Here is a 24,258-nt window from a genome sequence, read left to right on the forward strand (position 1 = left end):
CGACCAAATTTGACGTACCGCCGGTTTATCGTGCAGGCATGACCGACGCTTATCGCATCCGCCCCGTCCGAACCTGGCTTCTCGCGCGCGACGCCTATCTCGGCGGCCTGACCGCCGAAACCGTGTGCCGCATGTACGATCTGGGCCTGTCCGCCTTCCGGCGCCGCGCCCGCAAATACAGCTGGCGGCGCATGGACAATGTCGGCGACCCCGCCTCCGAACGGGACCGCTCCATCTATGACGATGTGGAGGTCGAGGAGCAGATCGATACCGCCCGCCTGCGCTTTCTCCAGACGCTGGAGCAGGGCAAGGCGCTGGAAGCCCTGCGCTGGCGCAAGCTCTGGGGAGAGTTGCGGACCGAGTCCGCCGCCTTTGATGCAGCCTTCTTCAGGGACATGACCCCGGAGGAGATCAGCGCCTTTCACGCCTCACCGCACGAGTACGAGGACGAGGACGAGGACACCGAAGAAGACGCGGCCCTGCTCAGCGCGCCCCGGCATGACGTCCATAACGAGGACTGAGCCGGGAAATGTCCACTAAAGTGCACTCAAAAAATAATTGAGTGCACTCAGCCCCCGGTCGGCAGGGCCCTGAGGAACAGCACCCGCGCCGCGCCGTAGTCGCGGGCGTCCAGCCGTTCATAGCCGGGGGTCTCGATCTCCGGCTCGTCCGAGCCGCGCTCGAACACCACGGTGGCGCCCGGCTTCAGCCAGTTGCCTTCCAGCAGCCGGGCCAGCGTCTGCTCCCCCAGACCCTTGCGGTAGGGCGGGTCGAGGAAGGCGATGTCGAAGGCCTCGCCCGCCGAGCCGGGACGGACGCCCAGATCGGTGGCGCTGCGGCGGTGCACCCTCGTGCGGCCCATCAGGCCCCAGGCGTCGGCGTTCTCGCGGATGGCGCCGCGCGCCTCATCCTCGATCTCGACGAACAGGCAGAAGGCCGCCCCCCGGCTGATGGCCTCATAGCCCAGGGCGCCCGAGCCCGCGTACAGGTCGATGACCCGCGCGCCGTCCAGCGGCTCGGCCCAGCCGGCATGTTCCAGCACGTTGAAGATGGCCTGACGCGCCCGGTCCGAGGTCGGGCGGGTGTTCTGGCCCTCGGGGGCGGTGATGGCCCGCCCCTTCAGGCTTCCGGCGACGATCCGCATGGATCAGCCGCCCGAGCGCGGACCACGCGGCCCGCCCCGCCCGGCCCCGCCTGACGGACGCGAGCCGCCGGGGCGAGCCCCGCCGCCCCCGGCGGGCTTGCCGAAGGTGCGGCCGCCCGAGGGCTTGGCGCCATAGGCAGGCTTGTCCCCGAAGGCCGGCTTGCCGCCGGTCTTGCGGGGGCCGCCCGCCGGCTTGCGGCGGTCGTCGATGAACTGGTCATCGCGGGGGGTGAAGGCGCGTTTCGGCCGGTCGCCGCCGTCCTCGTCCTTGCGGGCGGGCGCGGTGCGCTCACGGGGCTTGAAGGTCTTGGTGTGCTCGAACTTCGGCTTGGCCCTGGCCCAGCCGTCCTTTTTCGGGGCGCGACGGCCGGTGTCGCCACCCTCGGTCGCGGCGGCCTCGGCGGCGCGGACGCGGCTGGGCTTGCGCGACGGGTCCGACAGGGCGGAGCCCGAGGCGCCCTTCACGATCGGCGCCGAGGTGCGGCGGCCGGGGATGGGCGCGGGGGTGCTGACCGTGTTGCCGGTCGGCAGGTTCTCGGGCCGGATGTGCTCGGCCAGCAGCTCACGGATCACCCGCGGACCGACCTCCTCGACCGAACCCACCGGCAGGGTGCCCAGCTGGAACGGACCGTAGGCCAGACGGATCAGGCGGTTCACGGTCAGGCCCAGATGCTCCAGCACCTTGCGGACTTCCCGGTTCTTGCCCTCGGTGATCGAGACACTGATCCACAGGTTGGCCGACGACTTCTCGCCCTCGGCCTTCTCCCTGGCCTTGTCGAGGGTCGCCTCGATCGGGCCGTAGCGGACGCCGTCGACGGTGACGCCGTCCTTCAGGCTGTCGAGCTGCGCCTGTGTCACGCGGCCCCGGGCGCGGGCGCGGTACTGGCGGACCAGCTCGGTCTGCGGCAGCTCCAGCGCGCGGCTCAATTCGCCGTCGTTGGTCAGGATCAGCAGGCCCTCGGTGTTCAGGTCGAGGCGGCCGACCGAGATCACCCGCGGCAGGCCGCTGGGCAGGGCGTCGAAGACCGTCGGGCGGCCCTGCGGGTCGCCGTGCGACGTCACCAGCCCGGCGGGCTTGTGATAGCGCCAGACGCGCGTGGCCTGCGCCGCGCCGATGGGCTTGCCGTTCACGGTGATCACGTCGTCGCGGGTCACCAGGGTCGCGGGCGTGTCCAGGATCTTGCCGTTGACGGCCACCTGGCCCAGGCCGATCAGGCGCTCGACCTCGCGGCGCGAGGCGATGCCCGCCCGGGCCATGGCCTTGGCGATGCGCTCGCTGCGCTTGGGGGCCTCGTCGGCGGCGGGCTTGCCCCCCGGTTTGGAGCCCGGCTTCGCGCCGAACTTGCCGGCCGGCTTGTCAGCGCGGGGGCCCTTGGCGAAGGGTTTGCCGCCGCGCGGCGGACCGCGCTCGCCGTCCGCGCTCTCGACGCGTTTGACGTAGGGTTTGCGGGGGCCGTCGCGGTCGCCGTCTTGACGCGGGCGCGGCTTCTTGTCGTTGTCTCGGGGATGGAAGGCCATGATGAGCGGTTCATGCGCATGGCCTTGGCCTGCGCGCAAGCGGCGGCGGACGCCGGAGAGACTCCGGTCGGCTGTGTGATCGTCGACGAATCGACCGGTCAGGTCGTCGCCGAGGGCATGAACGGCCCCATCGGCGCCCATGATCCGACCGCCCACGCCGAGATCGTCGCCCTGCGCGCGGCGGCCCGAAAGCTGGGCAATTACAGGCTCACAGGCCTGACGCTGTATGTGACGCTGGAGCCCTGCGCCATGTGCGCCGGGGCCATCAGCCACGCTCGTATCGGCCGGGTGGTCTGGGGCGCTGACGACGCCAAGGGCGGCGCCGTCGCCCACGGCCCGCGCTTCTTCGACCAGCCGACCTGCCACTGGCGCCCCGCCGCCGAGGGCGGGGTTCTGGCCGCCGAGGGGGGCGACCTCCTGCGGTCCTTCTTCCGGGCCCGTCGCAAGGGAACGCCCCCCGATACGGCGCGTTGATCCGCCTGCTCCCGTCACGGCAAGGCTTGTTACGTATGAAGACGCTTCTGGTCCCGGCGCTCGCCGTCCTCTCGCTGGCCGCCTGCGGCCGTCAGCCGGCCGAGGCCCCGACCGACGGTGATTCGGTCCGTGAGCGCGCCGAGGAAGCCCAGACCGCCCGCCGCCGCACGGGCGCCGAGCTTCAGGACCGCGCCCTGAACCGGGTCATCCGCGCCGTCTACATCTGCAACGACGGCCAGCGCCTGTCGGTGGACTTCGACAACCCCCGGGAGATGGCCACCGTCCGCAACTCGAACGGCGAGGCCGTTGACCTGTTCCAGGAACGTGCCGCCGACGGCATCTGGTATCGCGCCTCGGGCTACGAACTGCGCGGCAAGGGAACCCAGGCGACCTGGACCGCGAACAACCTGCCCCCGACCACCTGCCGCGCGGTCGACTAGGAGAGGGCCGTCGGTCGCCTCTACGCGTCCTGCAGAGCGGCCGGATCGAGCATCACGCCGCGCCCTCGGCCTTCAGGAAGGCGGTCAGGGTCGCACGGTCCACGGTCTTGTCGGTGAAGGCCTCGCCGATGGCCCGGGCCAGGATCAGGGTCAGGCGGCCGCCCTCGGCCTTCTTGTCCCCCTCCATCCGCTTGATCAGGGCCTCCGCCCCGAACTGGCCCACCTCGGCCAGACGCACCGGCAGACCGGCCGCCGCCGTCACCGTCTCGACCCGGTCCGCGTCCGCCTGAGCGCACAGCCCGGTCGCGGCCGAGTAGCGGAAGGCCATGGCGCAGCCCAGCGCCACCGCCTCGCCGTGGGCCAGCTTCTCTTCGTCGAAGTCCAGCTCCGCCTCGATGGCGTGGCCGAAGGTGTGGCCGAGGTTCAGCAGGGCGCGCCGCCCCGCCTCCTTCTCGTCCTCGCCGACGATGCGGCTCTTGATCTCGACCGAGCGAACCACGGCGCGATGCAGCGCCGCCGGGTCGCCCTTGACGCCGACCGCGCCCTCTCCAGCCAGCCAGTCGAAGAAGGCCGCGTCGCAGATCAGGCCGTGCTTCAGCACCTCGGCCCAGCCCGACCGCAGCTGCCGCTCCGGCAGGGTCGCCAGCACGTCGATGTCCGCAACCACCAGCCGGGGCTGATGGAAGGCGCCGATCAGGTTCTTGCCGCGCGGGGTGTCGATGGCCGTCTTGCCGCCTACCGAGCTGTCGACCTGCGCCAGCAGGGTCGTCGGAACCTGCACGAAGTCGATGCCGCGCATGTAGAGCGCCGCTGCCAGTCCGGCCAGATCGCCGACCACGCCGCCGCCCAGCGCCACGACGATGTCGCTCCGATCCAGCCCGAAGGCCAGCATCCGGTCCAGCACCCGCTCCAGCTCGGCGAAGGACTTGGAGCTCTCTCCCGCCGGCACCGCCAGCAGCCGGGCCCGCACGCCCGCGTCCTCCAGCGCCTTCAGCACCGTGGGTCCATGAATGTTGGCCACTGTCTCGTCGGTGACGACGACGGTTCGCCCCTTCGCCAGCGGCGCGACGTGCTGGCCCAACTCGCGCAGGAGCCCGCCCCCCACGACGACATCGTAGGGCAGGAAGCCAGCCCCTGAAACCAGCACCGTCGTCGTCACGCCTTGATCTCCATCGCCCCGTGGGCCTCAAGCGCCCGCACTATGGCCTCCACGGCCTCGGCATGGGCGCCGCCGGCCACATCAACCGTCAGGTCCGCTTCGCCGTAAACAGGATACCGGGCCTCGGCCAGTGTCCGCAGGGTCTCCAACGGATCCTTGCCCCGCAACAGCGGTCGGGTATCGCGTCGCTGCACCCTCTGGGCGATGACCTCCAGATCGGCCCTCATCCAGACCGTCACCGCATGGGTCTTCATCAGCGCCCGGGTTTCGAGATTCAGCATGGCCCCGCCGCCGGTGGCCAGCACCAGCCGCGGTCCCTCCAGAAGGCGGCGCATCACACGCGCCTCTCCCGCCCGGAACTCGCCCTCGCCCATGCTGGCGAAGATGTCCGAAACGGTCATGCCCGCCGCCGACTCGATCTCTTCGTCGCCGTCCGCAAAGGACAGGCCCAGCCGCCTGGCCAGCCGGCGCCCGACGGTCGATTTCCCCACCCCCATCAGCCCGACCAGCGCTATGGTGCGCTGATGGACGGGAATCGGCTCGAATTCGGTCATCGCGCGCCTCGCGAGAGCGGGCGGCGGTCGGGAGACGGGAAGGATGGGCGCAGGCACGTCATGATCGCCTTCACCTCTACACGAACACAGGCGCGGGGCCACGCCATGGCGAAGGCGCCGCGATGAGCAGTCCCCAGATCGAGGCCTTCCTCGAGATGATGGCTGTGGAGCGGGACGCCTCGCCCCACACCCTGTCCGCCTACGCACGCGATCTGGCCGACGCCGAGGGTGGCGTGGACGGCGGGCTGATGCAGGCCGATGAGACGGCGGTGGAGACCTGGTACGCCGGTCTGGCGGTGCGCGGCCTGTCCCCCGCGACCCAGTCCCGACGTCGCGCCGCCGTGCGTCAGTTCTATCGCTTCGCTCTCGGTGAAGGCTGGCGGCAGGACGACCCGTCGCGCCGGCTCGACGCCCCGAAACAGGGTCGCTCCCTGCCTAACGTCCTTACCCGCGAGGAGATTGAAGCCCTGCTGGAAGCCGCCGCCGCCCGCGACGGCGCTGCCGGGATTCGCATGGTGGCGCTGGTGGAGTTGGCCTACGCCTCGGGTCTTCGGGTGTCTGAACTGCTGGCGTTGAAGGTTGAAGCCGTTCGCCGCGATCCCGCCTGGCTGATCGTGCGCGGCAAGGGCGGCAAGGAACGACTGGCTCCATTGAACGCCTCGGCCCGCGAGGCGATGAAGGCGTGGCTGGAGGCCCGGGACGCCGCCCGCAAGCCTGGGATGCCGGACAGCCCATGGCTGTTCCCTTCCCCCATGGGCAAGGCCGCCCTGACACCCCGCCGCTTCGCCCAGATGCTGGATCAGGCGGCCATCGACGCCGGGATCGACCCGGCGCGGGTCAGCCCCCACGTCCTGCGTCACGCGTTCGCCACCCATCTGATTGAAGGCGGGGCCGACCTGCGCGTCGTCCAGACCCTGCTGGGTCACGCCGACATCGCCACCACCCAGATCTACACCCACGTCGCCACGGATCGGCTGGCCAGAATGGTGCAGGAGAAGCACCCTCTGGCGCGGGATGACTGAACTCCGCTTGCTCCCCGGCGTTGACCTGACTAGGTTCCGCCGCCTTCCGATGCGCCATGTGGCGCGCCAGTTCCGGACGCCTTGATGGCCACGCACTACCTCGAGTTCGAAAAGCCGATCGCCGAATTGGAGGCGAAGATCGAGGAGCTGTCGCTGCTCGCCTCGACCGCGGGCTCGTTCGACTCCGAGATCGACGGCCTGAAGAAGAAGGCCGATCAGCTCCGCAAGAAAATCTACAACGGCCTCGATCCGTGGATGAAGACGCAGGTCGCGCGCCACCCGCAGCGTCCGCACTTCGTCGACTATGTCGAGGGTCTGTTCACCGACTTTGTCGAGTTGAAGGGCGACCGGCAGTTCGGCGACGATCAGGCGATTCTGGGCGGTCTCGCCAGGCTGCGGGGTCGGGCGGTGGTGATCATGGGTCACGAGAAGGGTCACGACACCCAGACCCGCCTGACCCACAATTTCGGCATGGCCCGTCCCGAAGGCTACCGCAAGGCGGTGCGCCTGATGGATCTGGCCGAGCAGTACGGCCTGCCGGTGCTGTCTTTCGTGGACACCGCCGGCGCCTACCCGGGCCTCGGCGCCGAAGAGCGTGGTCAGGCTGAAGCCATCGCCCGCTCGACCGAGCGCGGCCTGACGCTGGGCGTCCCCTCCATCGCCACCATCACGGGCGAAGGCGGTTCGGGCGGCGCCATCGCCATCGCCGCCGCCAGCCGCGTGCTGATGCTGGAGCACTCGATCTATTCGGTCATCTCGCCGGAAGGCGCCGCAGGCATCCTCTGGCGCGACGGCAGCCGGGCCCGGGACGCGGCCATGGCAATGAAGATCACCGGCCCCGATTTGGTCGAGCTGAAGATCGTGGACCGCATCATCGGCGAGCCGCTGGGCGGCGCCCACACCGACCGCGCGGCAGCCATCGCCGCTGTTGGCGATGTGCTGGTCGAGGAACTGGACGCCATGGCCGGCCTGTCGCCCGAGCAACTGCGCAAGGCCCGCGCCGACCGCTTCTACGCCATCGGCCGCCTGAGCTAGGTTTACGGCGTTAACGCTCTGAATACCCGCGACTGCGAAGCATTCTGCGCCCGGCGATACGCGAGTCGGGTCGGGGGCGTGTGGAGTAGCGATGAGTCAGGGGCTGGACGGGCTGCGCGAGAGCGCGGTGATCAATCTCACCGGCGCCGTGACCATGGTCGTGGACGATTCGCCGTTCGGGCTCGACATCACCGCCAGCGCCCTGCTCGGCTTCGGCATCAAGACCCGTTACGCTTGCCATAGCGGCATTGAAGCTATGGAAATCCTCAAGGATCACCCTGTTGATCTGCTGGTGGTCGATACCGAAATGCCCGAAATGGACGGCTATGCACTGGTGCGCTGGCTGCGCCGGTCCGGGCTGGATCCGAACGCCTTCACCCCCGTCATCATGACCGCCAGCCACATCCGCCGATCCCGTGTCGCCGAAGCCCGCGACTGCGGAGCGAATTTCGTGATTACCAAGCCCTTCAGCGCCGCAACCCTGCTGGAGCGGATCATCTTCGTCGCGCGCGACACCCGCCCCTTCCTGGAGGTCGGCGACTATTTCGGTCCCGACCGCCGCTTCCGCGAGGGCAAGCCGCCGTTGGAGGAACGGCGAGCCGATGTGCTCCGCCGGATGAAGCTGGACGCCGAACAGGCGGCTGCTCAGACCAATGCCGGGGGGGCCGCATGACTGTCATCACCCATTCACGCCGCAAGTCCCGTCTGTCGAAGATCATTGATCAGGCCGGCGGCTTCAGCGTCGGCGCCGCACTGACGCAGGCCCGGGCCAATATGGACGCCCTGAAACCCCGCAGCGCGGCCGAGGTGGCGGATCGCATCGCCGAACTGGCGGCTCTCGCGCCGACCGACACGGCAGACGTCGCAGAGACCCAGACCGCGCTGGTTCGGGCCTATCACGTCGCGAACGGCGTGATCGACGCCGCAGGGCCGTTCGGAATGGATGACGTCTGTGCGGTCGCGGTTGGCCTGTGCGACCTGATCGACGCGACCACGGCGGAACGCCCGTTCGATTGGCGTGTCGTGCCGATCTACGCCCGGTCGCTGCAACTCCTGCTCGCGCTGCCGGAAGACGCCGACGCCCGTAAAAAGGTGCGCGAGGGACTTGAGCAGATGGTGGACCGGAAGCTGGCGCAGCCGGGCTGAACCGGCTCCCGGCCCTGCCCCTTATTCGTAGATCGTCAGATCGCCCCGACACACGCCGGCGCGCTCCTGAATGACATAGGCGCTGCCCGTGCCGACCATCTGCTGCACAGCCGCCTGGCCGTTGAAGCAGGTCCCGATCTCGTAGCCGACCACCGTCGTGTAGGTCGCATCGCTGAAGTAGGTGTAGTTATAGAACGGCACGTCCAGCATGGCGGCGCTGGGGCCGGCGACGGCCGAGGCGGCCAGGGCGACAGCGGACATGGCCGCCATCTTGACGGAAACGCGTCTCTTCATTGCATCCTCCAGTGTTCACAACCAAAAGAACACTGAACGAGACCCGCTCAACCTCAAGACACAAAAACTTGTGTGGGGAAATCAGGCCTCCAGCCCGGCTTTGACCCGCGCGCCCCGGGTCTGCTTGCGCCAAAGGGCGGCATACTCGCCGCCCTGACGGGCGACCAACTCGTGGTGCGCGCCCCGTTCCACGATCCGACCGGCCTTCAGCACCAATATCTGGTCCGCATCAGCGATGGTGGACAGCCGGTGCGCCACCACCAGCGTGGTCCGCCCGGCGCGGGCCTTGCGCAAGGTCTTCTGAATGGCGGTCTCGGTGCGACTGTCCAGCGCGCTGGTGGCCTCATCCAGGATCAGGATGCAGGGATCGGCGAGCAGGGCCCGCGCGATGCCGACACGCTGGCGCTCACCGCCGGACAGCTTAAGTCCCCGCTCGCCGACAACGGTGTTCAGACCGTCCGGCAACTGGCCGATGAACTCCGCCAACTCGGCCGCCTCAGCCGCCGCCCAGATGGCCGCCTCGTCCGCGTCGGGGCGTGCGAAGCCGATGTTGGCGCGCAGCGTGTCGTTGAACAGGGCCACGTCCTGCGGGACCAGAGCCACCGCCGCGCGCAGGCTTTCCTGCGTCACCGCCCGCGCATCGACGCCGTCCACCAGCACCCGACCCTCCTGTGGGTCAATCAAGCGCAGGGCCAGCTTGACGATCGTGGACTTGCCCGAACCGGACGGCCCGACCAGCGCCGTGGTCGTGCCCGGAGCGGCGTGGAAGCTGACGTTCTCCAGCCCGTTGGCGCGGGCGTCGTGGCGGAAGCCGACGTGCTCGAACGTCAGGGCGGCGCCGTTCACCCCGGCGGCGCGATCCAGCGGCGCCGCATCAGCGGCGTCAGCGACCTGCGGCACCTGACGGGTGACCTTCAACATCTCCTCCATGTCGATGAAGGACTGGCGAATTTCGCGATAGGCGAAGCCCAGAATGTTCAGTGGCGCATACAGGCTGATCATGATCAGGACGGCGGCGGTGACATCGCCCGGTCCCATGCGGCCGGCGGCGGCTTCGAACCCCGCCATGACCGCCATGACACCGAGGCCGACATTCATGATCACGGCCTGGATCACGTTCAGAAGGGCGAGCGAGCTGTTCGCCTTCAAGGCCGCGCGCGTGTAGTCGCCGAGGGCCGCGTCGTAGCTCCGCGCGGCGCGCGCTTCGGCGCCGAAGGACTTGACCGTCTCATAGTTCAGCAGGGCGTCGACCGAGACCCCGGCCGCCTGGGTGTCGGCGGCGTTCATGATCCGGCGGTGCTCGATCCGCCAGTTGGACAGGGCGAAGGTCGACACGGCGTAGATGGCCACCACGGCGACCGCCACCGCCCCGAAGCGCCAGTCGTACTTGCCCGCCAGCACGCCCGCGGCCAGCACCAGTTCGACACCGGTGGGGATCAGGTTGAAGGCGAGAATGCGCAGCAGGAAATCCACCGCCCTCGAGCCGCGATCCATGGTCCGGGACAGGGAACCCGACCGCTTGGTCTGATGAAAGTCCAACGACAGACTGAGGGCGTGGCCGAACGTCTCGGTCGCCGCCGTGCGCTGGGCCGCGGATCGAACCGGTGCGAAGACCACGTCCGAAGCATTCGGCGCGACGGCCGACAGCAACCGGACGATGGCCCACCCCAGCGCAAAGGCCGCGAAGCCGAGACCGACGGCGACCTCCGTCCCCTGCCCCGCCGCCAGATGGTTGACCGCCGCCCCCAGCACCAGCGGCGCCATAACGCCCAGCCCCTTGCCGGCCAGCGTCATTCCGATGGCGGCGACCAGACGCAGTTTCAGCTGCGGCGCATTGGAGCGGCCGACCAGCCGTAGCAGGTCGGCCAGCGCCTGGAGCGTCGGCGGGCCGTCGGTGGGGGTTGTCAGCCCGGCTTGCGCCGCCTTTGCTTCCGATCCCTGCCGTCGCCCGGCCCCGCGTTCACCTCTCATCGCCATCCCCGCCATATGGCCCCGTCAGGGGCCGGGCGGAAGAGAGAACGCTCAGCGACCGCCGTGCTTGGCGTATTCCAGCTTGGCGATGGTCCGGTTGTGGACCTCGTCCGGGCCGTCAGCCAGACGCAGGGTGCGGACACCCGCGTACAGCTCGGCCAGCGGGAAGTCGCCCGACACGCCCGCGCCGCCGAACGCCTGAATGGCGTCATCGATGATCTTCAGGGCCATGCGCGGCGCGGCGACCTTGATCTGGGCGATCTCGGACTTGGCGTTCTTGGCGCCGGCCTGATCGATCATCCAGGCGGCCTTGAGCACCGACAGGCGGCACATCTCGATGTTGATGCGCGCCTCGGCGACACGCTGCTCCCACACCGAGTGCTCGGCGATCTTCTTCTTGAAGGCCGTGCGGCTGAGCAGACGTTCGACCATCAGGTCCAGCGCGCGCTCTGCGGCGCCTATGGTGCGCATGCAGTGGTGGATGCGGCCCGGCCCGAGACGGCCCTGGGCGATCTCGAAGCCCCTGCCCTCACCTGCGATCAGGTTCGAGACCGGCACCCGGACGTTGTCGAGCACGACCTCCGCGTGGCCGATCGGGCGCTCGTCATAGCCGAACACCGACAGCATCCGCTCGACGCGGAAGCCGGGCGTATTGGTGGGCACCAGGATCTGCGACTGCTGTTGGTGCGTCGCCGCGCCCGTGTCCGTCTTGCCCATCACGATGGCGATGGCGACATTGGGGTGCGCCATGTTGGTCGACCACCATTTGCGGCCGTTGATGACGTAGTGATCGCCGTCGCGCTCGATGCGGGTTTCGATATTGGTGGCGTCCGAAGAGGCCACCGCGGGCTCGGTCATCAGGAAGGCCGAGCGGATGTCGCCGTTCATCAGCGGCTTCAGCCACTGCGCCTGCTGTTCGGCGTTGCCGTACATGTGCAGGACTTCCATGTTGCCGGTGTCCGGGGCGTTGCAGTTGAACACCTCGGCCGTCCACAGATGACGGCCCATGATCTCGGCCAGCGGGGCGTATTCGAGGTTGGTCAGGCCCGCGCCGTGATCGCCCGGCAGGAACATGTTCCAGAGGCCCGCTTCCCTGGCCTGGGCCTTCATCTCTTCCATGGCCCTGGGCTGGACGGTGTGATCCGCTTTCACCTCGGCCCAGTATTCCGCCGAGCGCGGAAGCACCTTCTCATCCATGAAGCGCTGCACGCGCTCCTGCCAGTGCAGTCCCTTGTCGCTGTGACGGAAATCCATGGTCGTCCTCCTCAGGTACGAAAACGGCGCGGCCCTCTTCCGGGACCGCGCCGCAAAAATCAGATCGTCGTTTTCAAGCTCAGCGCTTCAGCAGCGGGGCCAGCTTCTGGGCGATCATCATGTCGCCGGCGATCTTCAGCTTGCCCTGCATGAAGGCCATCATCGGATCCAGCTTGCCTTCCGACAGGGCCATGAAGTCATCCCAGCTGATCGAAACGGTCGCGTCGGCCGGCTTGTCTTCGTTGGTCACGGTGTTCGGCGACGAAGCGCCGTCGATGAAGATCTTGCCGACATCGCCCAGGTCGAGCTTCACGGTCTTGCCCAGACCGGAGTTGTCGCCAACGGCGCCGCGGATGTGTTCGGTGACTTGAGCCAGATCGACCATTTGCGTCTCTCCCTAAGGGACGGTTGAGGCTCCGACCTAGACCGCTCGAAGGCGGCTGCCAAGATCACGCCGGGTCAAGTTCCCGCCATCTGCTTGCATGAATGTCAGTAGAACGCTGACTCGCGGTCCAGATCCGCGCCGGGGACGGGGGTTCCGGGGTGAACTGTGGCGGCCCGATCGGCCTGCATCTGGTCCAGGCGCTCCTGCCGGGCGCGACGCTCGGCCGCATAATCGGGCCCCGGCGCATCAAAACCGAAGCGGCCGCCGTCGGATCGGGTGACCTCGACGCGCGCAGGGGCCTCCGGCTCGATCACATCACCGCGCCAGGCGACACGGGACGCCTCGCGCACCGGCGGCAGAGGCTCGACCCAAGGCGTCTCATAGTCAGCGACATGGACCTCGTCCCCGGTCGCCTGCGCGGGAAGGGCGACATGGGTGTAGCCGTCGACGAGGGCGCCCACGTCCATGGTCTCGCCCGGTTGCACCTCGGGCTCGACCGGCGCCACCACCTCGACCTGCATCTGCTCACCGCCAAGGACGCCGCCCGCCGAGGCGTCACGCAGGACCGCGAAGGTCAGCCCCCCCACAGCCAAAAGCCCCACCCCCGCGCCGACCATCCAGGGCTGGACACGAAACCGGGGCGAAGTGGAAACGGGATCGGGGATCATGGCGCCACTCCATACAGGCGGGGCAGAAACGATACGAACCGACTTTGGTTCGCGCCGCTCCCGTTTGTTCTAGTCGCGACCGCGCCGCTACCGCTCCCGCTCCAGTCGGCGGTCCAGCAGCGCCTCATATTTGTCCGCATAGGCCCGGCAGGCTGTCGGGTCGATGAATGGGTTAGGCGTCACGCCCTGACGCAGTTGCGCCATCCGCGTATCTCCGTCCGACTGGCCGGGGTGGGCTGTTAGCAGGATGTCGCACGGCATGGCGCGCAACGACGCAAAGGTCCCGCGGAACCCGTCCAGCAGCGCCCGGTTCGCCGGATCCGAGAACCGGTAGCCGTCCGCCGCGATCGGGTTCAGGCTGGAGCCGAAGACCACCGCCTTGCAGTCCTCGCCCTCGCATGATCGCCAGCTCCAGCTCATGCTGCCGGGGGTATGACCCGGCGTGGCGCGCGCCGTGATCTCCACATCCCCGAGCCTCAGAACTTCACCGTCCCGGAGCGCCCGCACCCGCTCGACGCCCGGGAAGGGCTCAAGCCAGGCCGCCTGGGGGTCATCCGCGCCACTGCGTCCGCGACGCAGGACCTCGGCGGCTTCCGGGCTGGCGACCACGGTCGCACCCGTATCCCGCGCCAGGGCGGCCAGCCCCCCGGCGTGATCATAGTGCGGCTCGGTGCTGAGGATGTACTTCACGTCCTCGATCCGGAAGCCGAGGCGGCGAATGTTGTCCTCAACCGCGCCCACGGCCTGCGGCAGCGCCCCGTCGATCAGAACCAGCCCCTCCGACGTCGAGATCACGGCCATGCTCAGGCCCGAGAAGCCCACAAACCACGTATTGCCGTAGACCTTGATCGGCGCCTCCACGCCCAGCCACTGCCGGGCGTATTCCGGGGCGATGGGCTGCAGCAGCGGATCATGGGCGGGGTCGGGGCGGACCTGCGCCGCAGGCTCCTGATGCTCGGGTTCAGCATTGGCGCAGCCCGCCGTCAAAACCACCAGCGCCGCGCCGAACAGGCCAGGGACTCGTCTCATCACTCACTCCGTGGATGGGGGATTGCGGGCGAGGATGAGCGGCGACAGGCGCCCGCACAAACCATCATATCTGGACAAAGCCATGAACTGATCTCATGCCTTGATCATGGATCGCGCCCAACTCCCCCTCAACGCCCTGCGCGCCTTCGAAGCCGCTGCACGGCATCTGAACTTCACCCGCGCCGCCATCGAACTCTGTGTCAGCCAGGGCGCGGTCAGCCATCAGGTGGCGCAGCTGGAACGCCGCTTGGGCGTCACCCTGTTCCGTCGCCTGCCCCGCGGTCTGGCCCTGACGGACGAGGGGCAGGCTTTGGTTCCCGTGCTGGCGGACGCCTTCGACCGGGTCGGCGCCACGCTGGACCGCTATGCGGGAGGACGGCTGCAGGAGGTGTTGACCGTCGGCGTTGTCGGCGCCTTCGCGGGGGGCTGGCTGCTCCCCCGACTGGAGGCCTTCAACCGCGAACATCCGCACATCGACCTGCGGGTCATGACCAACAACAACCGCGTCGATCTGGCCGGCGAAGGGCTTGATCTGGCCATTCGCTACGGCGACGGCGCCTGGCACGGGACCCATGCCGAACCGATCGTGAGCGCGCCTCTGACACCGCTTTGCGCGCCGGCCGTCGCCGCGCGCCTGACCAGTCCCGCCTCCCTGATCGGCGAGACACTCTTGCGCTCCTACCGCGCCGATGAGTGGATCCGATGGTTCGAGGAAGCGGGCGCGCCCTGCCCGCCCCTGCGCGGTCCGGTTTTCGACAACTCTGTGCTGACGACCGCGACGGCGGCCTCGGGCTTCGGCATCGCCCTCGCCCCCGCCGCCATGTTCACACGCGATCTGGCGGCGGAGCGCCTGGTCCGCCCGTTTGAGGCGGAGGTCACTCTCGGCGCCTACTGGCTGACCCGGCTGAACTCCCGCCCGGACAGTGCGGCCATGGCGACCTTCCGGCAATGGCTGGGGCGTGAAGCCGGGAGAGAAGCCGGATCGATCCGCCCCGCACGCCGCTGATCCCGCTGGAGGACGGACGACGAGAGCCGCCGGGGCGTAGGCCACGCCGGACGGGAGTATGTCGAAATCGATGTGGGAAGGTTCTGGCGGAGACGGAGGGATTCGAACCCTCGGTACCCCTTACAGGGTACGACGATTTAGCAAACCGTTGCCTTCAGCCACTCGGCCACGTCTCCGGCAGGCGGCGTGCTTAGCCGAGCATTTCGGGCGGCGCAACGGGTGATCGGCGTCACGGCGTTAACTGGACGGTCAGTCCGGTTGTGCAAGATGCTCCCGAACTCTTCATCCGGGCCTGATGACCGACGCCGCGAGCCGCCTTTCCAGCCACGACGCCCCGCCGCGCAACGCCGCTGTTCGGGACGCGGCGAAGCGTGTCGCCAAGCCGGTCAGCGCCAAGTCCGGCGGCGCGGCCCGGCGCGGTCCCTTCCGTCCGGAAGTCTGGCTGAACGCGCGCCAGCGTCACGCCTCGCGTCTCGCCGCCCACTATTTCCGGGCTTTCGATGTGCTGACGGTGACCGGTCTCACCCTCCTGTGCGCCTGGGCCGCGGCCTCTGACGCGCTGATCCACGTCGAGGTTTCGCGCGTGGCCCCCTTCGTTCTCGGCGCCCTGACCCCCCTGTCGCTGCTGAGGTCGCTGGGCCGCTACCGATTCTCACGCGGACAGGACACGGCGACCCACATGGCCTCCGTGGCCGGCGTCTGCGCGGTCGGCGCGGTCGTGGCCATCGTCACCGGCGTTCTGCTTCGCCCCGGCGAGGCCGCCCAGTGGAGCGCCTGGCTGGTCTGGGCCGGCCTGACCTTCGCCGCCCTGATGGCCCTGCACCTGACCTGGTGCGCCATGGTCGCCCGCTGGCGGGCCTCGGGCGCCCTGACGCCCAATATCGTGCTGGTCGGCGCCACCCGTCACGCCGAGGCCCTTATCCGCGAGGCGTTGAAGCGTCGCGACCTGAACGTGCTGGGCATCTTCGACGACCGTCTGGCCCGCAGTCCGAACGCCATCGAAGGCGTGCCGGTGCTGGGCACGGCGGACGACCTGTTGACCCACAAGATGACGCCCTACGTCGACCGCGTGGTGCTGGCGATTGATCCGCGCGCGGAAGCCCGCGTGCGCGAACTGACCTCACGGCTCGGGGCCTTGCCGAACGAGGTCACCCTGCTGGTCGAGCCGGACGGCGACCGCGAGACCGCCTCGGCGCTGGACCGCCTGGCCGCCGCGCCGCTGGCGGACATCCAGGGGGCGACCGACCCGGATCGCCGCGCCTTCAACAAGCGCCTGCAGGATCTGATCATCGCCCTGATCGCCCTGATCGCCCTCGCCCCTGTCATGGGACTGATCGCGCTGGCCGTCCGTCTGGACAGCCCGGGCCCGATCTTCTTCCGTCAGCGCCGCCACGGCTTCAATCAGGAAGAGATCATCGTGTGGAAGTTCCGGTCGATGCGTCAGGAGACGGCCGACGCGACCGCCAGCCGTCAGGTCACCCATGACGACGACCGCATCACGCGCATCGGCAAATTCATCCGCAAGACCAGCCTGGACGAACTGCCTCAACTGCTGAACGTCATCACCGGCGAGATGTCGCTGGTCGGCCCGCGTCCCCACGCCATCGGCATGAAGACCGGCCACGTCGAGAGCGCGCGTCTGGTCGCCGAATACGCCCACCGCCACCGCATCAAGCCCGGCATGACCGGCTGGGCCGCCGTCAACGGCTCGCGCGGTCCCCTGCACACCGCGCAGGACGTGCGTCGCCGGGTCCAGCTCGACATCGACTATGTGGAGCGCCAGAGCCTGTGGATGGATCTGTGGATCATGGCCGTGACCGTGCCCGTCCTTCTGGGCGACCGCGCCGCGGTCCGGTGATCGGCCAGATGTTCTGGAAAGGCGTCTGGGGCTACCTGCCCGCCAATATCGTTCAGGGCGTGGTCGGCTTCCTGACCATCGTCCTGTTCACCCGCCTGCTCAGCCCCGAGGACTTCGGGCGCTATGCGCTGGCCTTCTCGGTCATGACGCTGGCCCATGTCGCGGTGTTCAGCTGGCTCGAAGCCTCCATGGCCCGTTTCTGGGCCGCCCAGAGCGGCGCCTCGCTGAACGGCCATTTCGCCAGCCTCTACCGCACCGCCTTCGCGCTCAGCGTCGTCTTCCTGATCGTCATCGGGATCGGCCTGTGGCTGTGGCCGACGGACCTGCTGTTCAAGATCGCACTCGCCGTGGGTCTGGCCGGCGCACCGGCCCGCTGCCTGATGAAGCTGGGGCAGGAGCGGTTCCGCGCGGCGGGCGAGGTGCGAAAGGCGGCGGGTTTTGACATGGCGGTGTCCATCGGCGGCCTGCTGATCGGCGTCGGCTTCGCCCTCGCGGGCGCGGGCGGCGCGGCGCCCCTGCTGGGGCTCGGCCTCGCGCCGCTTCTGGCCCTGCCCTTCGTCCTGCCGGGCGAACTGAAACAGGCGCGGGACGGCCGGTTCGAGCCCGGGCGGATGCGCAGCTACGCCCTGTACGGCTACCCCATCGCCATGTCGCTGGCCCTGACGGTCGTGCTGTCGTCCACCGACCGCTTCCTGCTGGCCGCCTTCATGGATGAGGCCGCGGTCGGCGCCTATCACGCGGGATACTCGATCGCGAACCGGACGCTGGACGTGCTGTTCCTGTGGCTGGGGTCCGCCGGCCAGCCCGCGCTGGTCATGGCGCTGGAGCGCGGGGGCAAGGAGCGGCTGAACATCGCCGCGCGCGAACAACTGTCCACCTTCCTGCTGGTCGGCCTGCCCGCCGCCGCCGGGGTGGCGCTGGTCGCCCGCCCGCTGGCCGAGGTGCTGATCGGCGAGAACCTGCGGGTCGCGGCCGCCTCGATCACCCCGTGGATCGCCCTTTCAGCCCTCCTCTACGGCCTGACGGCCTACTATTTCGGTCAGGCCTTCACCCTCGGTCGCAAGACGAAGAACCTGCTGGCGGCCATGGCCATTCCGGCAGGCGCCAACGTCATCCTGAACCTGATCCTCGTGCCCCGGTTCGGCGTCATGGGCGCCGCCTGGGCGACCGCGGCCAGCTTCGGTCTGGGCCTGCTGGCCACCATGGCGCTGGGTCGCCGGGTCCTGCCGCTGCCTGTGCCGTGGGAAAGCCTGATCCGCTGCGGCGTCGCCACAGCTATCATGGCCGCTATGGTCTCGCTGGTGCCGCCGCTGGGCGGGATCGTGGAGCTCATCCTGGCCGCGGGCGTGGGCGTGATCGTCTATGCCGCCGTCGCCCTGACCATCAACGCCGCCGGCGTCCGCGACGTGGCCCTGCGCCTGCTGGAGCGCCGTCGAGTGCGGAAGGCCGCCGCATGACCACCGCCAGAGCCAAGGTGAACGACAACACCGCGTGGAAGGCGGCGACGCCCTCCATTTCGGTCCTGATCCCGTTCCTGCGCGACGATCCCTCGGATCTGCTGCGGGCGCTGGATCAGGAAGCCGTCTCCGTTGACGGCGCGGTCGAGCTTATCGTGCTTGATGACGGCACCGCCGACGCCGATCTGACCGCCCGTCTGGTGGCGCAGGTGAAGGCCATGGCCCTGCCGATCCGCCTGATCACCCTGCCCGCCAATGAGGGCCGATCCATCGGTCGTAACCGGCTGGCCTCGGCGGCGCGCGGCGACAGCCTGCTGTTCCTCGACAGTGACATGCGCCCCGACCACGGCCGCTTCCTGCGCGACTGGACCGATCTGGTGGCCCGGGACGCCCCCGCTGTCGCCTTCGGCGGCTTCTCCCTGCTCCAGGCGCCGACGGATGCGAAATTCAGCGTCCATCGCGCCATGGCCGCCAAATCCGAGTGCGTGCCCTGTGCCGAGCGCGCCAAACAGCCCGAGAAATACGTCTACACCTCCAACCTGCTGGTCCGCCGCGATGTGTTCGAGGCCGAGACCTTCGATCCCGGCTTCACCGGCTGGGGCTGGGAGGATGTCGAATGGGCCATGCGGGTCTCACGCCGCTTCCGCGTCGTGCATCTGGACAACGCCGCCACCCATATGGGGCTCGACACCGTCGACGCCCTGGCTCGCAAATATGAGCAATCGGCCCCGAATTTCGCCCGCATGGCCGAACGCCATCCGGAGATCGTCGCCGCCTACCCCAGCTACAAGGCGGCGAAGCTGCTGAAGCGCCTGCCGGGCCTGCCGCTGCTCCAGCGCACTCTGAAAGGCGCGGCGGGGAACAGCCTGCTGCCGGTCGCGGCCCGCGCCTTCTCCCTGCGCCTGTATCGCGCGGCCCTGTATGCGGACGCGATCTGATGGGCGACGTCGCCGTTATTATCCCGACCCTCAGACGGCCCGAGAGCCTGACCCGGGCTCTTCGTTCGGTCTTCGCGCAGGAGAACGTCTCCAACCGGGTTTCGGCGGTGATCGTGGTCGACAACGACCCCGCGGCCTCAGCGGGATCAACGGTTGACGAACTTCGGGCGCAAAGCCCCTGGCCGCTGGTCTATGTCTCCGAGCCCACACCCGGCGTGGCGCGCGCCCGAAACGCCGGGCTGGTCGCGACGGATGCCTCGCTGATCGCCTTTCTGGATGATGACGAGGCCGCTTCACCCGGCTGGCTGGCGGCCCTGCTCGCGGCGCAGGTGCAGACGGGCGCCGACGCCGTCTTCGGCCCCATCACCGGACGCGCACCCGGGGCGCAGGACTGGCTGAAGCCGTATCTTGAACGCTTCTTCGGTCGCGAGGGGCCGGCCGAAACGGGGCTGGTCGATCGTCCGTGGGGATGCGGGAACTCCCTTCTGGTGCGCGCGACCGCCCTGCCCGGTCCGGCGCCGTTCAGCGCCTCGGCGGATCACACCGGAGGCGAGGACGACATTCTGTTCTCGGCGCTGGCGGCGCGCGGCGGGCGCTTCGGCTGGGCCGCGGATGCATGGGTCGAGGAGTTCGCCCCCGCCCATCGCGCCACCCTGAACTACGCCCTCACCCGCGCCTTCGCCTACGGTCAGGGCCCCAGTCAGACCGCCGCCGCCGCCCGCGACTGGTCGGGCGTCGTCCGCTGGATGGTCATCGGCGCCGGACAGGCCGTGGTCTGGGGAGCCGTCTCCGCCGTCCTGACCCTGATCAACAGTCCGAAGCGCGCGCGGATGTATGATCGCACCGCGCGCGGGATCGGCAAGCTGTTCTGGATGCGGGGCTTCGAGCCCCGCTTCTACGGCGCCGCCGAGGTCGCTCGCCTGAACCGGTCAGGCGGGGCGTGATCCACCGTCAATAGCCGCGCAGGCCACGGTCGACAGCCTGGCTCAGCTGGCCGCGCGCCTGGCTGCGCCCACGAGATGCGTCGCGGTCGGCCATGTTGACGGTCACGCCCACACAGCGATACCCGCCTTCAGCCGCCGAACCACCCTCGACAAGGTCGCCGCCGCGGCGATCGCAGCGCTCCTGAAGTTGGGCGACGGTCGAGCGCTCACCCAAGGTGCCGCAAGCCCCGAGAGCCAGCAGTCCGGCGGAAGCAGTCACGGCGAAAAGAGTACGACGCACGGCGGGCCTCCCTTGAAATGACAGTGTCAGAAGAGGCTCAAACCCGGAACCCGTCAAGGTCGCTGCTTTCCGGCTGCGTCAACCCGTCAAGCGGCGCAGGAAGGCGGGCGCCCTGTAGGTCGAGCGGTTGACCACAACGCCTGCGATTTTCCCGCCGACGGCCTCGATCTCGTCGCGCAGGATCAGCGGCTCGTTCGCCGAGGTGCTGCCTGCCGCCACGACCAGCACGGTCGCGTCCACGAAGGGGGCCAGGGTGATGGCCGTGTCGCTGCGATCCCCGGCCGGGGCGTCGATCACCACCGTATCGGCATGACGACGCAGGGCGTCCCAATAGCGCGCGTCCGCCAGGACCTCGGCCCGCTGGCCCGAGCGCAGATGCTCGCCCGCGAAACGCGTGCCCCACAACCGTCCGCCGAGGAAGGGCCGCGCCGTGACCAGCCGGGCCGGATGCACCGGCTTGCCCTCGCGGTCGGTGATGCGCGGGGTGACGGCGAAAAAGATCGAGCCGTCCGGCGTCGCCATGGCCGCCTTGCCCGGGCGACCGAAGCGATCCGGCTCGGAGGCCATGGCCTCGACCTGCCCCTGCTGCGCCAGATCGGCGTCCACCAGCCAGACGGGGCGGCGTGCGCGGACGGCGGCGAGCCGGGCGTACTCGCGCGCGACGGTGGACACGCCCTCGCCGCTGTTGGCGGCGGCGATCTGGATCACGCGACCACGATGGCCCGGCGCTGGTCCCAGCGCCGCCCAAAGGGCCGCCATTTCGGACGTCAGATCGACCATCGAATCGTTACGCGCCTGTCCTGAACCCGAACGCTAACACGGGGCGGGTCAGGCTCATCGTCCCTTCATCGGGGCAACGGCGAGAACCGGCATCTCCAGCGTGCGGCCGGTCGACGCCGGCGTCACGAAGCCACGCTGGGTGAACACGCGCAGCAGGCCGACGCACAGGGCGGTGAAACCGGCGAACAGGAAGACCGCCGCCAGCAGCGGGAGCTTCAGGCTCTTGCCCCGGGTCGGGGCCTCCGCGCGGGCGATGACGGTGACATTGTCGGCGCCGGCGGCCACCAGGGCGCTGTCGGCTCGGGCCTCGGTCTCCCGCTGCTGGAACTCGCGAACCTTGGCCGTCAGCACCTCGCGGTTGCCCGCCAGCGTCGAATTGGTCGATTCCAGCTGGGTCAGATGGGCCTGACGCTGACGCAGGGTGTTGAGCTGACCCTCCAGCACCGCCAGACGGGCCGCCAGGGCATCCCGGTCGGCGGCGGCGTTGATCCGGGTCGTCTCGATCTCGGTGAAGATGGTGCTGGGGCCTGTGCGGACCTCCTTGGCGCCGACGGTCGTTCCCGTCGCCACATAGGCCTGAAGCTGGGCGATGCGCTGGTCGATGTCGCGCACCGGCTGGGCGTCCTCGGTATAGCGGGCCAGCAGGTTCTCGCGCTCTGTCCGCAGGGTCAGGATCTGGTCCTGCGCCGAAACGTTCAGGTCTTGCTGCAACACCACCTCGGACGGCTGCCGCGCCAATTGGGTCTCCAGGGTCCGCAGGCGTTGCGTCGCCTGATTCAGCTGCGCCCGGACCGACAGGGTCTCGGCGAAGGTGGTCTGGTAGGTCGCCGCAAGCGTCGCCTTGGAGGTCGCGAAATCGCCGATGTCATTCGACCGCAGGAAGGCCTCATAGGCGTTATCGGCGGTCGCCAGCTCGTTCTCGAACGCCTCGCGCTGGGCGGTGAAGGCCGGGCTGGCGCGGTCGCGGAAGACGTTGCGGCGCTGGATCAGGTACTGGTCGACCACGGCGTTCAGGATGCGGGCGGCGCGCTCGGGATCGCCGGCCTCATAGGACACGGAGATGATGGCGCTGGCCGGAGTCGTGCCGACGCCCAGCCCGGCGTCCAGCGCCTTCAGCGCGGCCAGTTCCTTCTCCGTCGTCGTCCCCTTGGCGTCCGGCCCCAGAATGACGTCGGCGCCCAGAGCCTGCACAGCGCGGCGCTTCACTTCCAGACTACCGAGGATCTGCGCTTCAGCCTGCGCCACCGCGGACGCTTCCAGCGGCTGGGCCGTCCGGTCGGTCACGCCCACGCGAGGCTGATACACATACTCCTGCCCTGCGCCCGCGTAGACGCTGGAGGTCGCGGTGTAGGTCTTCTTGAGGGTCAGAACCGCCGCCGCGCCGATGGCGAACACGGCCAGGAAGATGACGATCATCAGCAACAGCTCGCGGAACAGCAGGCCGACAATGTCAGCGAAGCCGTAGCGCGGCCGGACTGTCGTATAGGCCGTCGTGCGCATGCGAACGGAGTGATTCCATCAAACGGGACTGTTGAGCCTCAGCCTTCGCCCACCCGCGTTAACCATGGGTTACCCATAAGCCCTCACCTTGCCGTCAACGCCGCTTTCGGGAGCGATTCCGCCATGTCCATCGACCGTCGCCTGTTGCTGCTCGGCCTTATCGGCGGCGCCGGCGCGCTCGCGGCTTGCGGCGGAGCCTCCGGCGCGGCTCCCCTGCCCGGCCAGTCCCGCGCTCCGAACCGGGTGCAGTCAGTCGGCCGCCGCTCGTTCCCGGAGATCGGCTTCGCCGACTGGTCGGACGACGAACCGGAATATGTCCTGTACCCCGGCGACGAGATCGAGATCGCCACCCCGACCGCCACCGAGCTGACCCGCACCCAGCGGATCGGACCGGACGGGCGGGTCTCCCTGCCTCTGGTCGGCCAGCTCATGGCGGCGGACCGCACCATCGCCGAACTTGAGGCCGACGCCTCCGCAGCCTACGCCAGCCAGCTGCGTCGTCCGATGGTCGAGGTGACACTGAAGACCGCCGGACCGATCCGCGTCTGGGTCGGGGGCGAGGTCCGCACCCCCGGCATGATCGAGATGACCGGCGATCTGGACGCCTATCAGGCCATTATCCAGGCGGGCGACTTCCTGCCGACGGCCAAACAGGGCGAGGTCGCCCTGATCCGTCGGGGTCGCGGCGGCGTGCGCATGATGCGCGCCGCCGATCTGCGCCCGCGTCGGGGGGAAGTGATCGCCTTGCGTCGCGGCGACATTCTCTTCGTCCCGCGCTCAACCTTGGGTGAGGTCGCCAACTTCGTCACCCAGTTCCGCAACGCTCTCCCGGTCGGGTTCACGTATGCGCTGGGCGGGCAGTATCAGAGCTTCTAGGGCTCGACAGACGGCGTCGCCAGAACCCCAAAAGTTGTGCGCCGAAGTGATTATTGGTTAGTGGCGAGTGGATCGCAGCCGCAACGGTTCGCACTCATGGCTCAAGGCATCGCCAGCTATCGTGATCTGTCTGTCTGGCGGCAGTCGCTCGACTGGGCGGAGGCGATCTACGAAGCGACGGCTCATTGGCCTCGCGACGAACGCTTCGGGCTGATCAGTCAGGTCCGGCGCGCCGCCGTCTCGATTGCCTCGAATATCGCTGAAGGTTCAGCCAGACGGAGCACTGGAGAATTCATTCAGTTTCTGGGCATCGCCAAGGGCTCTCTGGCCGAGGCCGAAACCCAACTGCTGCTGGCGGAGAGGCTGTCCTACCTCTCCAGAGCCGACGCCCGAGCGCTTTTATTGGCGTCATCGGACATCAACCGTATGCTGGTCGCGCTCTCTACATCACTGAAGAAGCGCGCCGACGGCTGATCCAGCCATCCACTAATCACTATGCACTAACCACTGGTGATCCCGGTGATCA

Annotated in this window: 27 protein-coding genes and 1 tRNA gene; 14 read left to right on the top strand and 14 right to left on the bottom strand. The window is 68.9% G+C overall.

The genetic code is table 11. The features are described from left to right. Positions 1–38: 38 nt before the first annotated feature. Entirely contained in the window at positions 39–521 is a 483-nt protein-coding gene (locus tag ACODRV_RS15335) for a hypothetical protein (protein WP_488908889.1), read from the top strand. Positions 522–568: 47 nt separating this feature from the next. On the opposite strand, the gene rsmD is transcribed toward ACODRV_RS15335, so the two are convergent. Together rsmD and ACODRV_RS15345 are read right to left on the bottom strand one after the other, a co-directional pair. Then, positions 569–1,144 carry a 16S rRNA (guanine(966)-N(2))-methyltransferase RsmD gene (rsmD, locus tag ACODRV_RS15340; protein ID WP_488908890.1) on the bottom strand — a complete coding sequence of 192 codons (576 nt, stop codon included), beginning with the start codon at positions 1,142–1,144 and terminating at the stop codon, positions 569–571. 3 nt (positions 1,145–1,147) lie between these two features. Further along, positions 1,148–2,662: a pseudouridine synthase gene (locus ACODRV_RS15345; protein ID WP_488908891.1), complete on the bottom strand. Its 1,515-nt coding sequence runs from the start codon at positions 2,660–2,662 to the stop codon at positions 1,148–1,150. Between ACODRV_RS15345 and tadA the strand changes: the two genes are divergently transcribed. Next, positions 2,651–3,136 carry a tRNA adenosine(34) deaminase TadA gene (gene tadA, locus ACODRV_RS15350; protein ID WP_488908892.1) on the top strand — a complete coding sequence of 162 codons (486 nt, stop codon included), beginning with the start codon at positions 2,651–2,653 and terminating at the stop codon, positions 3,134–3,136. The genes ACODRV_RS15345 and tadA overlap by 12 nt on opposite strands. 35 nt (positions 3,137–3,171) lie before the next feature. Next, complete coding sequence (locus tag ACODRV_RS15355) at positions 3,172–3,576, top strand: MliC family protein (protein WP_141626948.1); 405 nt, start codon at positions 3,172–3,174, stop codon at positions 3,574–3,576. Positions 3,577–3,628: 52 nt separating this feature from the next. Here the strand turns inward: ACODRV_RS15355 and aroB are convergent, their stop codons facing one another. Then, complete coding sequence (gene aroB, locus ACODRV_RS15360) at positions 3,629–4,735, bottom strand: 3-dehydroquinate synthase (RefSeq protein WP_488908893.1); 1,107 nt, start codon at positions 4,733–4,735, stop codon at positions 3,629–3,631. Then, positions 4,732–5,289, bottom strand: a complete 558-nt coding sequence (locus ACODRV_RS15365; RefSeq protein WP_141626950.1) for a shikimate kinase — start codon at positions 5,287–5,289, stop codon at positions 4,732–4,734. Before ACODRV_RS15365 ends, aroB begins: the two co-directional genes overlap by 4 nt. A gap of 122 nt (positions 5,290–5,411) precedes the next feature. Here ACODRV_RS15365 and ACODRV_RS15370 point away from each other — a divergent pair, with 122 nt between their 5' ends. The 4 genes from ACODRV_RS15370 (at position 5,412) to ACODRV_RS15385 (ending at position 8,492) form a co-directional block, all read left to right on the top strand. Continuing rightward, on the top strand, positions 5,412–6,311 hold the full coding sequence (locus ACODRV_RS15370; RefSeq protein ID WP_488908894.1) for a tyrosine recombinase: 900 nt from the start codon (positions 5,412–5,414) through the stop codon (positions 6,309–6,311). Between the two features lie 84 nt (positions 6,312–6,395). Then, positions 6,396–7,346: an acetyl-CoA carboxylase carboxyltransferase subunit alpha gene (locus ACODRV_RS15375; protein WP_141626952.1), complete on the top strand. Its 951-nt coding sequence runs from the start codon at positions 6,396–6,398 to the stop codon at positions 7,344–7,346. Positions 7,347–7,437: 91 nt separating this feature from the next. Next, positions 7,438–8,019, top strand: a complete 582-nt coding sequence (locus tag ACODRV_RS15380; RefSeq protein WP_488908895.1) for a response regulator — start codon at positions 7,438–7,440, stop codon at positions 8,017–8,019. Then, the gene (locus ACODRV_RS15385; protein WP_141626954.1) at positions 8,016–8,492 is read left to right on the top strand and encodes a chemotaxis protein CheE; all 477 of its coding nucleotides are present in this window, start codon (positions 8,016–8,018) and stop codon (positions 8,490–8,492) included. Before ACODRV_RS15380 ends, ACODRV_RS15385 begins: the two co-directional genes overlap by 4 nt. A 21-nt stretch (positions 8,493–8,513) precedes the next feature. Here ACODRV_RS15385 and ACODRV_RS15390 read toward each other — a convergent pair whose 3' ends face one another. The 6 genes from ACODRV_RS15390 to bla form a co-directional block, all read right to left on the bottom strand. Beyond that, positions 8,514–8,786 carry a hypothetical protein gene (locus ACODRV_RS15390; RefSeq protein WP_488908896.1) on the bottom strand — a complete coding sequence of 91 codons (273 nt, stop codon included), beginning with the start codon at positions 8,784–8,786 and terminating at the stop codon, positions 8,514–8,516. An 81-nt stretch (positions 8,787–8,867) separates the two neighbouring features. Continuing rightward, positions 8,868–10,757: an ABCB family ABC transporter ATP-binding protein/permease gene (locus ACODRV_RS15395; RefSeq protein ID WP_488908897.1), complete on the bottom strand. Its 1,890-nt coding sequence runs from the start codon at positions 10,755–10,757 to the stop codon at positions 8,868–8,870. Between the two features lie 51 nt (positions 10,758–10,808). Next, positions 10,809–12,011: an acyl-CoA dehydrogenase family protein gene (locus ACODRV_RS15400; protein WP_141626956.1), complete on the bottom strand. Its 1,203-nt coding sequence runs from the start codon at positions 12,009–12,011 to the stop codon at positions 10,809–10,811. Between the two features lie 79 nt (positions 12,012–12,090). Beyond that, on the bottom strand, positions 12,091–12,396 hold the full coding sequence (locus ACODRV_RS15405) for an SCP2 sterol-binding domain-containing protein (protein ID WP_141626957.1): 306 nt from the start codon (positions 12,394–12,396) through the stop codon (positions 12,091–12,093). 104 nt (positions 12,397–12,500) lie between these two features. Continuing rightward, entirely contained in the window at positions 12,501–13,064 is a 564-nt protein-coding gene (locus ACODRV_RS15410; RefSeq protein WP_488908898.1) for a hypothetical protein, read from the bottom strand. A gap of 87 nt (positions 13,065–13,151) precedes the next feature. Further along, a complete protein-coding gene (bla, locus tag ACODRV_RS15415; RefSeq protein WP_488908899.1) occupies positions 13,152–14,093 on the bottom strand; it encodes a subclass B3 metallo-beta-lactamase in 942 nt (313 codons plus the stop codon). A gap of 106 nt (positions 14,094–14,199) precedes the next feature. On the opposite strand from bla, the gene ACODRV_RS15420 reads away from it, so the two are divergent. Beyond that, positions 14,200–15,099 (top strand): LysR family transcriptional regulator, encoded by a 900-nt coding sequence (locus ACODRV_RS15420; protein WP_488908900.1) that lies wholly within the window; start codon positions 14,200–14,202, stop codon positions 15,097–15,099. An 84-nt stretch (positions 15,100–15,183) separates the two neighbouring features. On the opposite strand, the gene ACODRV_RS15425 is transcribed toward ACODRV_RS15420, so the two are convergent. Further along, positions 15,184–15,275, bottom strand: a tRNA-Ser gene (locus tag ACODRV_RS15425). Between the two features lie 119 nt (positions 15,276–15,394). On the opposite strand from ACODRV_RS15425, the gene ACODRV_RS15430 reads away from it, so the two are divergent. The 4 genes from ACODRV_RS15430 to ACODRV_RS15445 are packed head-to-tail and all read left to right on the top strand — an operon-like array spanning position 15,395 to position 20,296. Beyond that, entirely contained in the window at positions 15,395–16,957 is a 1,563-nt protein-coding gene (locus ACODRV_RS15430) for an exopolysaccharide biosynthesis polyprenyl glycosylphosphotransferase (protein ID WP_488908901.1), read from the top strand. Positions 16,958–16,965: 8 nt separating this feature from the next. After that, the gene (locus ACODRV_RS15435; RefSeq protein WP_488908902.1) at positions 16,966–18,414 is read left to right on the top strand and encodes a lipopolysaccharide biosynthesis protein; all 1,449 of its coding nucleotides are present in this window, start codon (positions 16,966–16,968) and stop codon (positions 18,412–18,414) included. Beyond that, positions 18,411–19,352 carry a glycosyltransferase family 2 protein gene (locus ACODRV_RS15440; protein WP_488908903.1) on the top strand — a complete coding sequence of 314 codons (942 nt, stop codon included), beginning with the start codon at positions 18,411–18,413 and terminating at the stop codon, positions 19,350–19,352. Before ACODRV_RS15435 ends, ACODRV_RS15440 begins: the two co-directional genes overlap by 4 nt. Further along, positions 19,352–20,296, top strand: a complete 945-nt coding sequence (locus ACODRV_RS15445) for a glycosyltransferase (RefSeq protein ID WP_488908904.1) — start codon at positions 19,352–19,354, stop codon at positions 20,294–20,296. The genes ACODRV_RS15440 and ACODRV_RS15445 overlap by 1 nt, the downstream gene beginning before the upstream one ends. Positions 20,297–20,303: 7 nt before the next feature. Here ACODRV_RS15445 and ACODRV_RS15450 read toward each other — a convergent pair whose 3' ends face one another. The 3 genes from ACODRV_RS15450 to ACODRV_RS15460 all read right to left on the bottom strand — a co-directional run bounded on the left by ACODRV_RS15450 (position 20,304) and on the right by ACODRV_RS15460 (position 22,856). After that, on the bottom strand, positions 20,304–20,576 hold the full coding sequence (locus tag ACODRV_RS15450; protein ID WP_141626965.1) for a hypothetical protein: 273 nt from the start codon (positions 20,574–20,576) through the stop codon (positions 20,304–20,306). A gap of 78 nt (positions 20,577–20,654) precedes the next feature. Beyond that, positions 20,655–21,356 carry a CpsD/CapB family tyrosine-protein kinase gene (locus ACODRV_RS15455; RefSeq protein ID WP_141626966.1) on the bottom strand — a complete coding sequence of 234 codons (702 nt, stop codon included), beginning with the start codon at positions 21,354–21,356 and terminating at the stop codon, positions 20,655–20,657. A 54-nt stretch (positions 21,357–21,410) separates the two neighbouring features. Continuing rightward, a complete protein-coding gene (locus tag ACODRV_RS15460) occupies positions 21,411–22,856 on the bottom strand; it encodes a GumC family protein (RefSeq protein ID WP_488908905.1) in 1,446 nt (481 codons plus the stop codon). Between the two features lie 123 nt (positions 22,857–22,979). Here ACODRV_RS15460 and ACODRV_RS15465 point away from each other — a divergent pair, with 123 nt between their 5' ends. Both ACODRV_RS15465 and ACODRV_RS15470 read left to right on the top strand, forming a co-directional pair. Next, complete coding sequence (locus ACODRV_RS15465) at positions 22,980–23,732, top strand: polysaccharide biosynthesis/export family protein (RefSeq protein WP_488908906.1); 753 nt, start codon at positions 22,980–22,982, stop codon at positions 23,730–23,732. Between the two features lie 96 nt (positions 23,733–23,828). Then, positions 23,829–24,206 (top strand): four helix bundle protein, encoded by a 378-nt coding sequence (locus tag ACODRV_RS15470; protein ID WP_141626969.1) that lies wholly within the window; start codon positions 23,829–23,831, stop codon positions 24,204–24,206. The last annotated feature ends 52 nt before the right edge of the window (positions 24,207–24,258 follow it).

Source organism: Brevundimonas sp. FG8 (assembly GCF_057808845.1).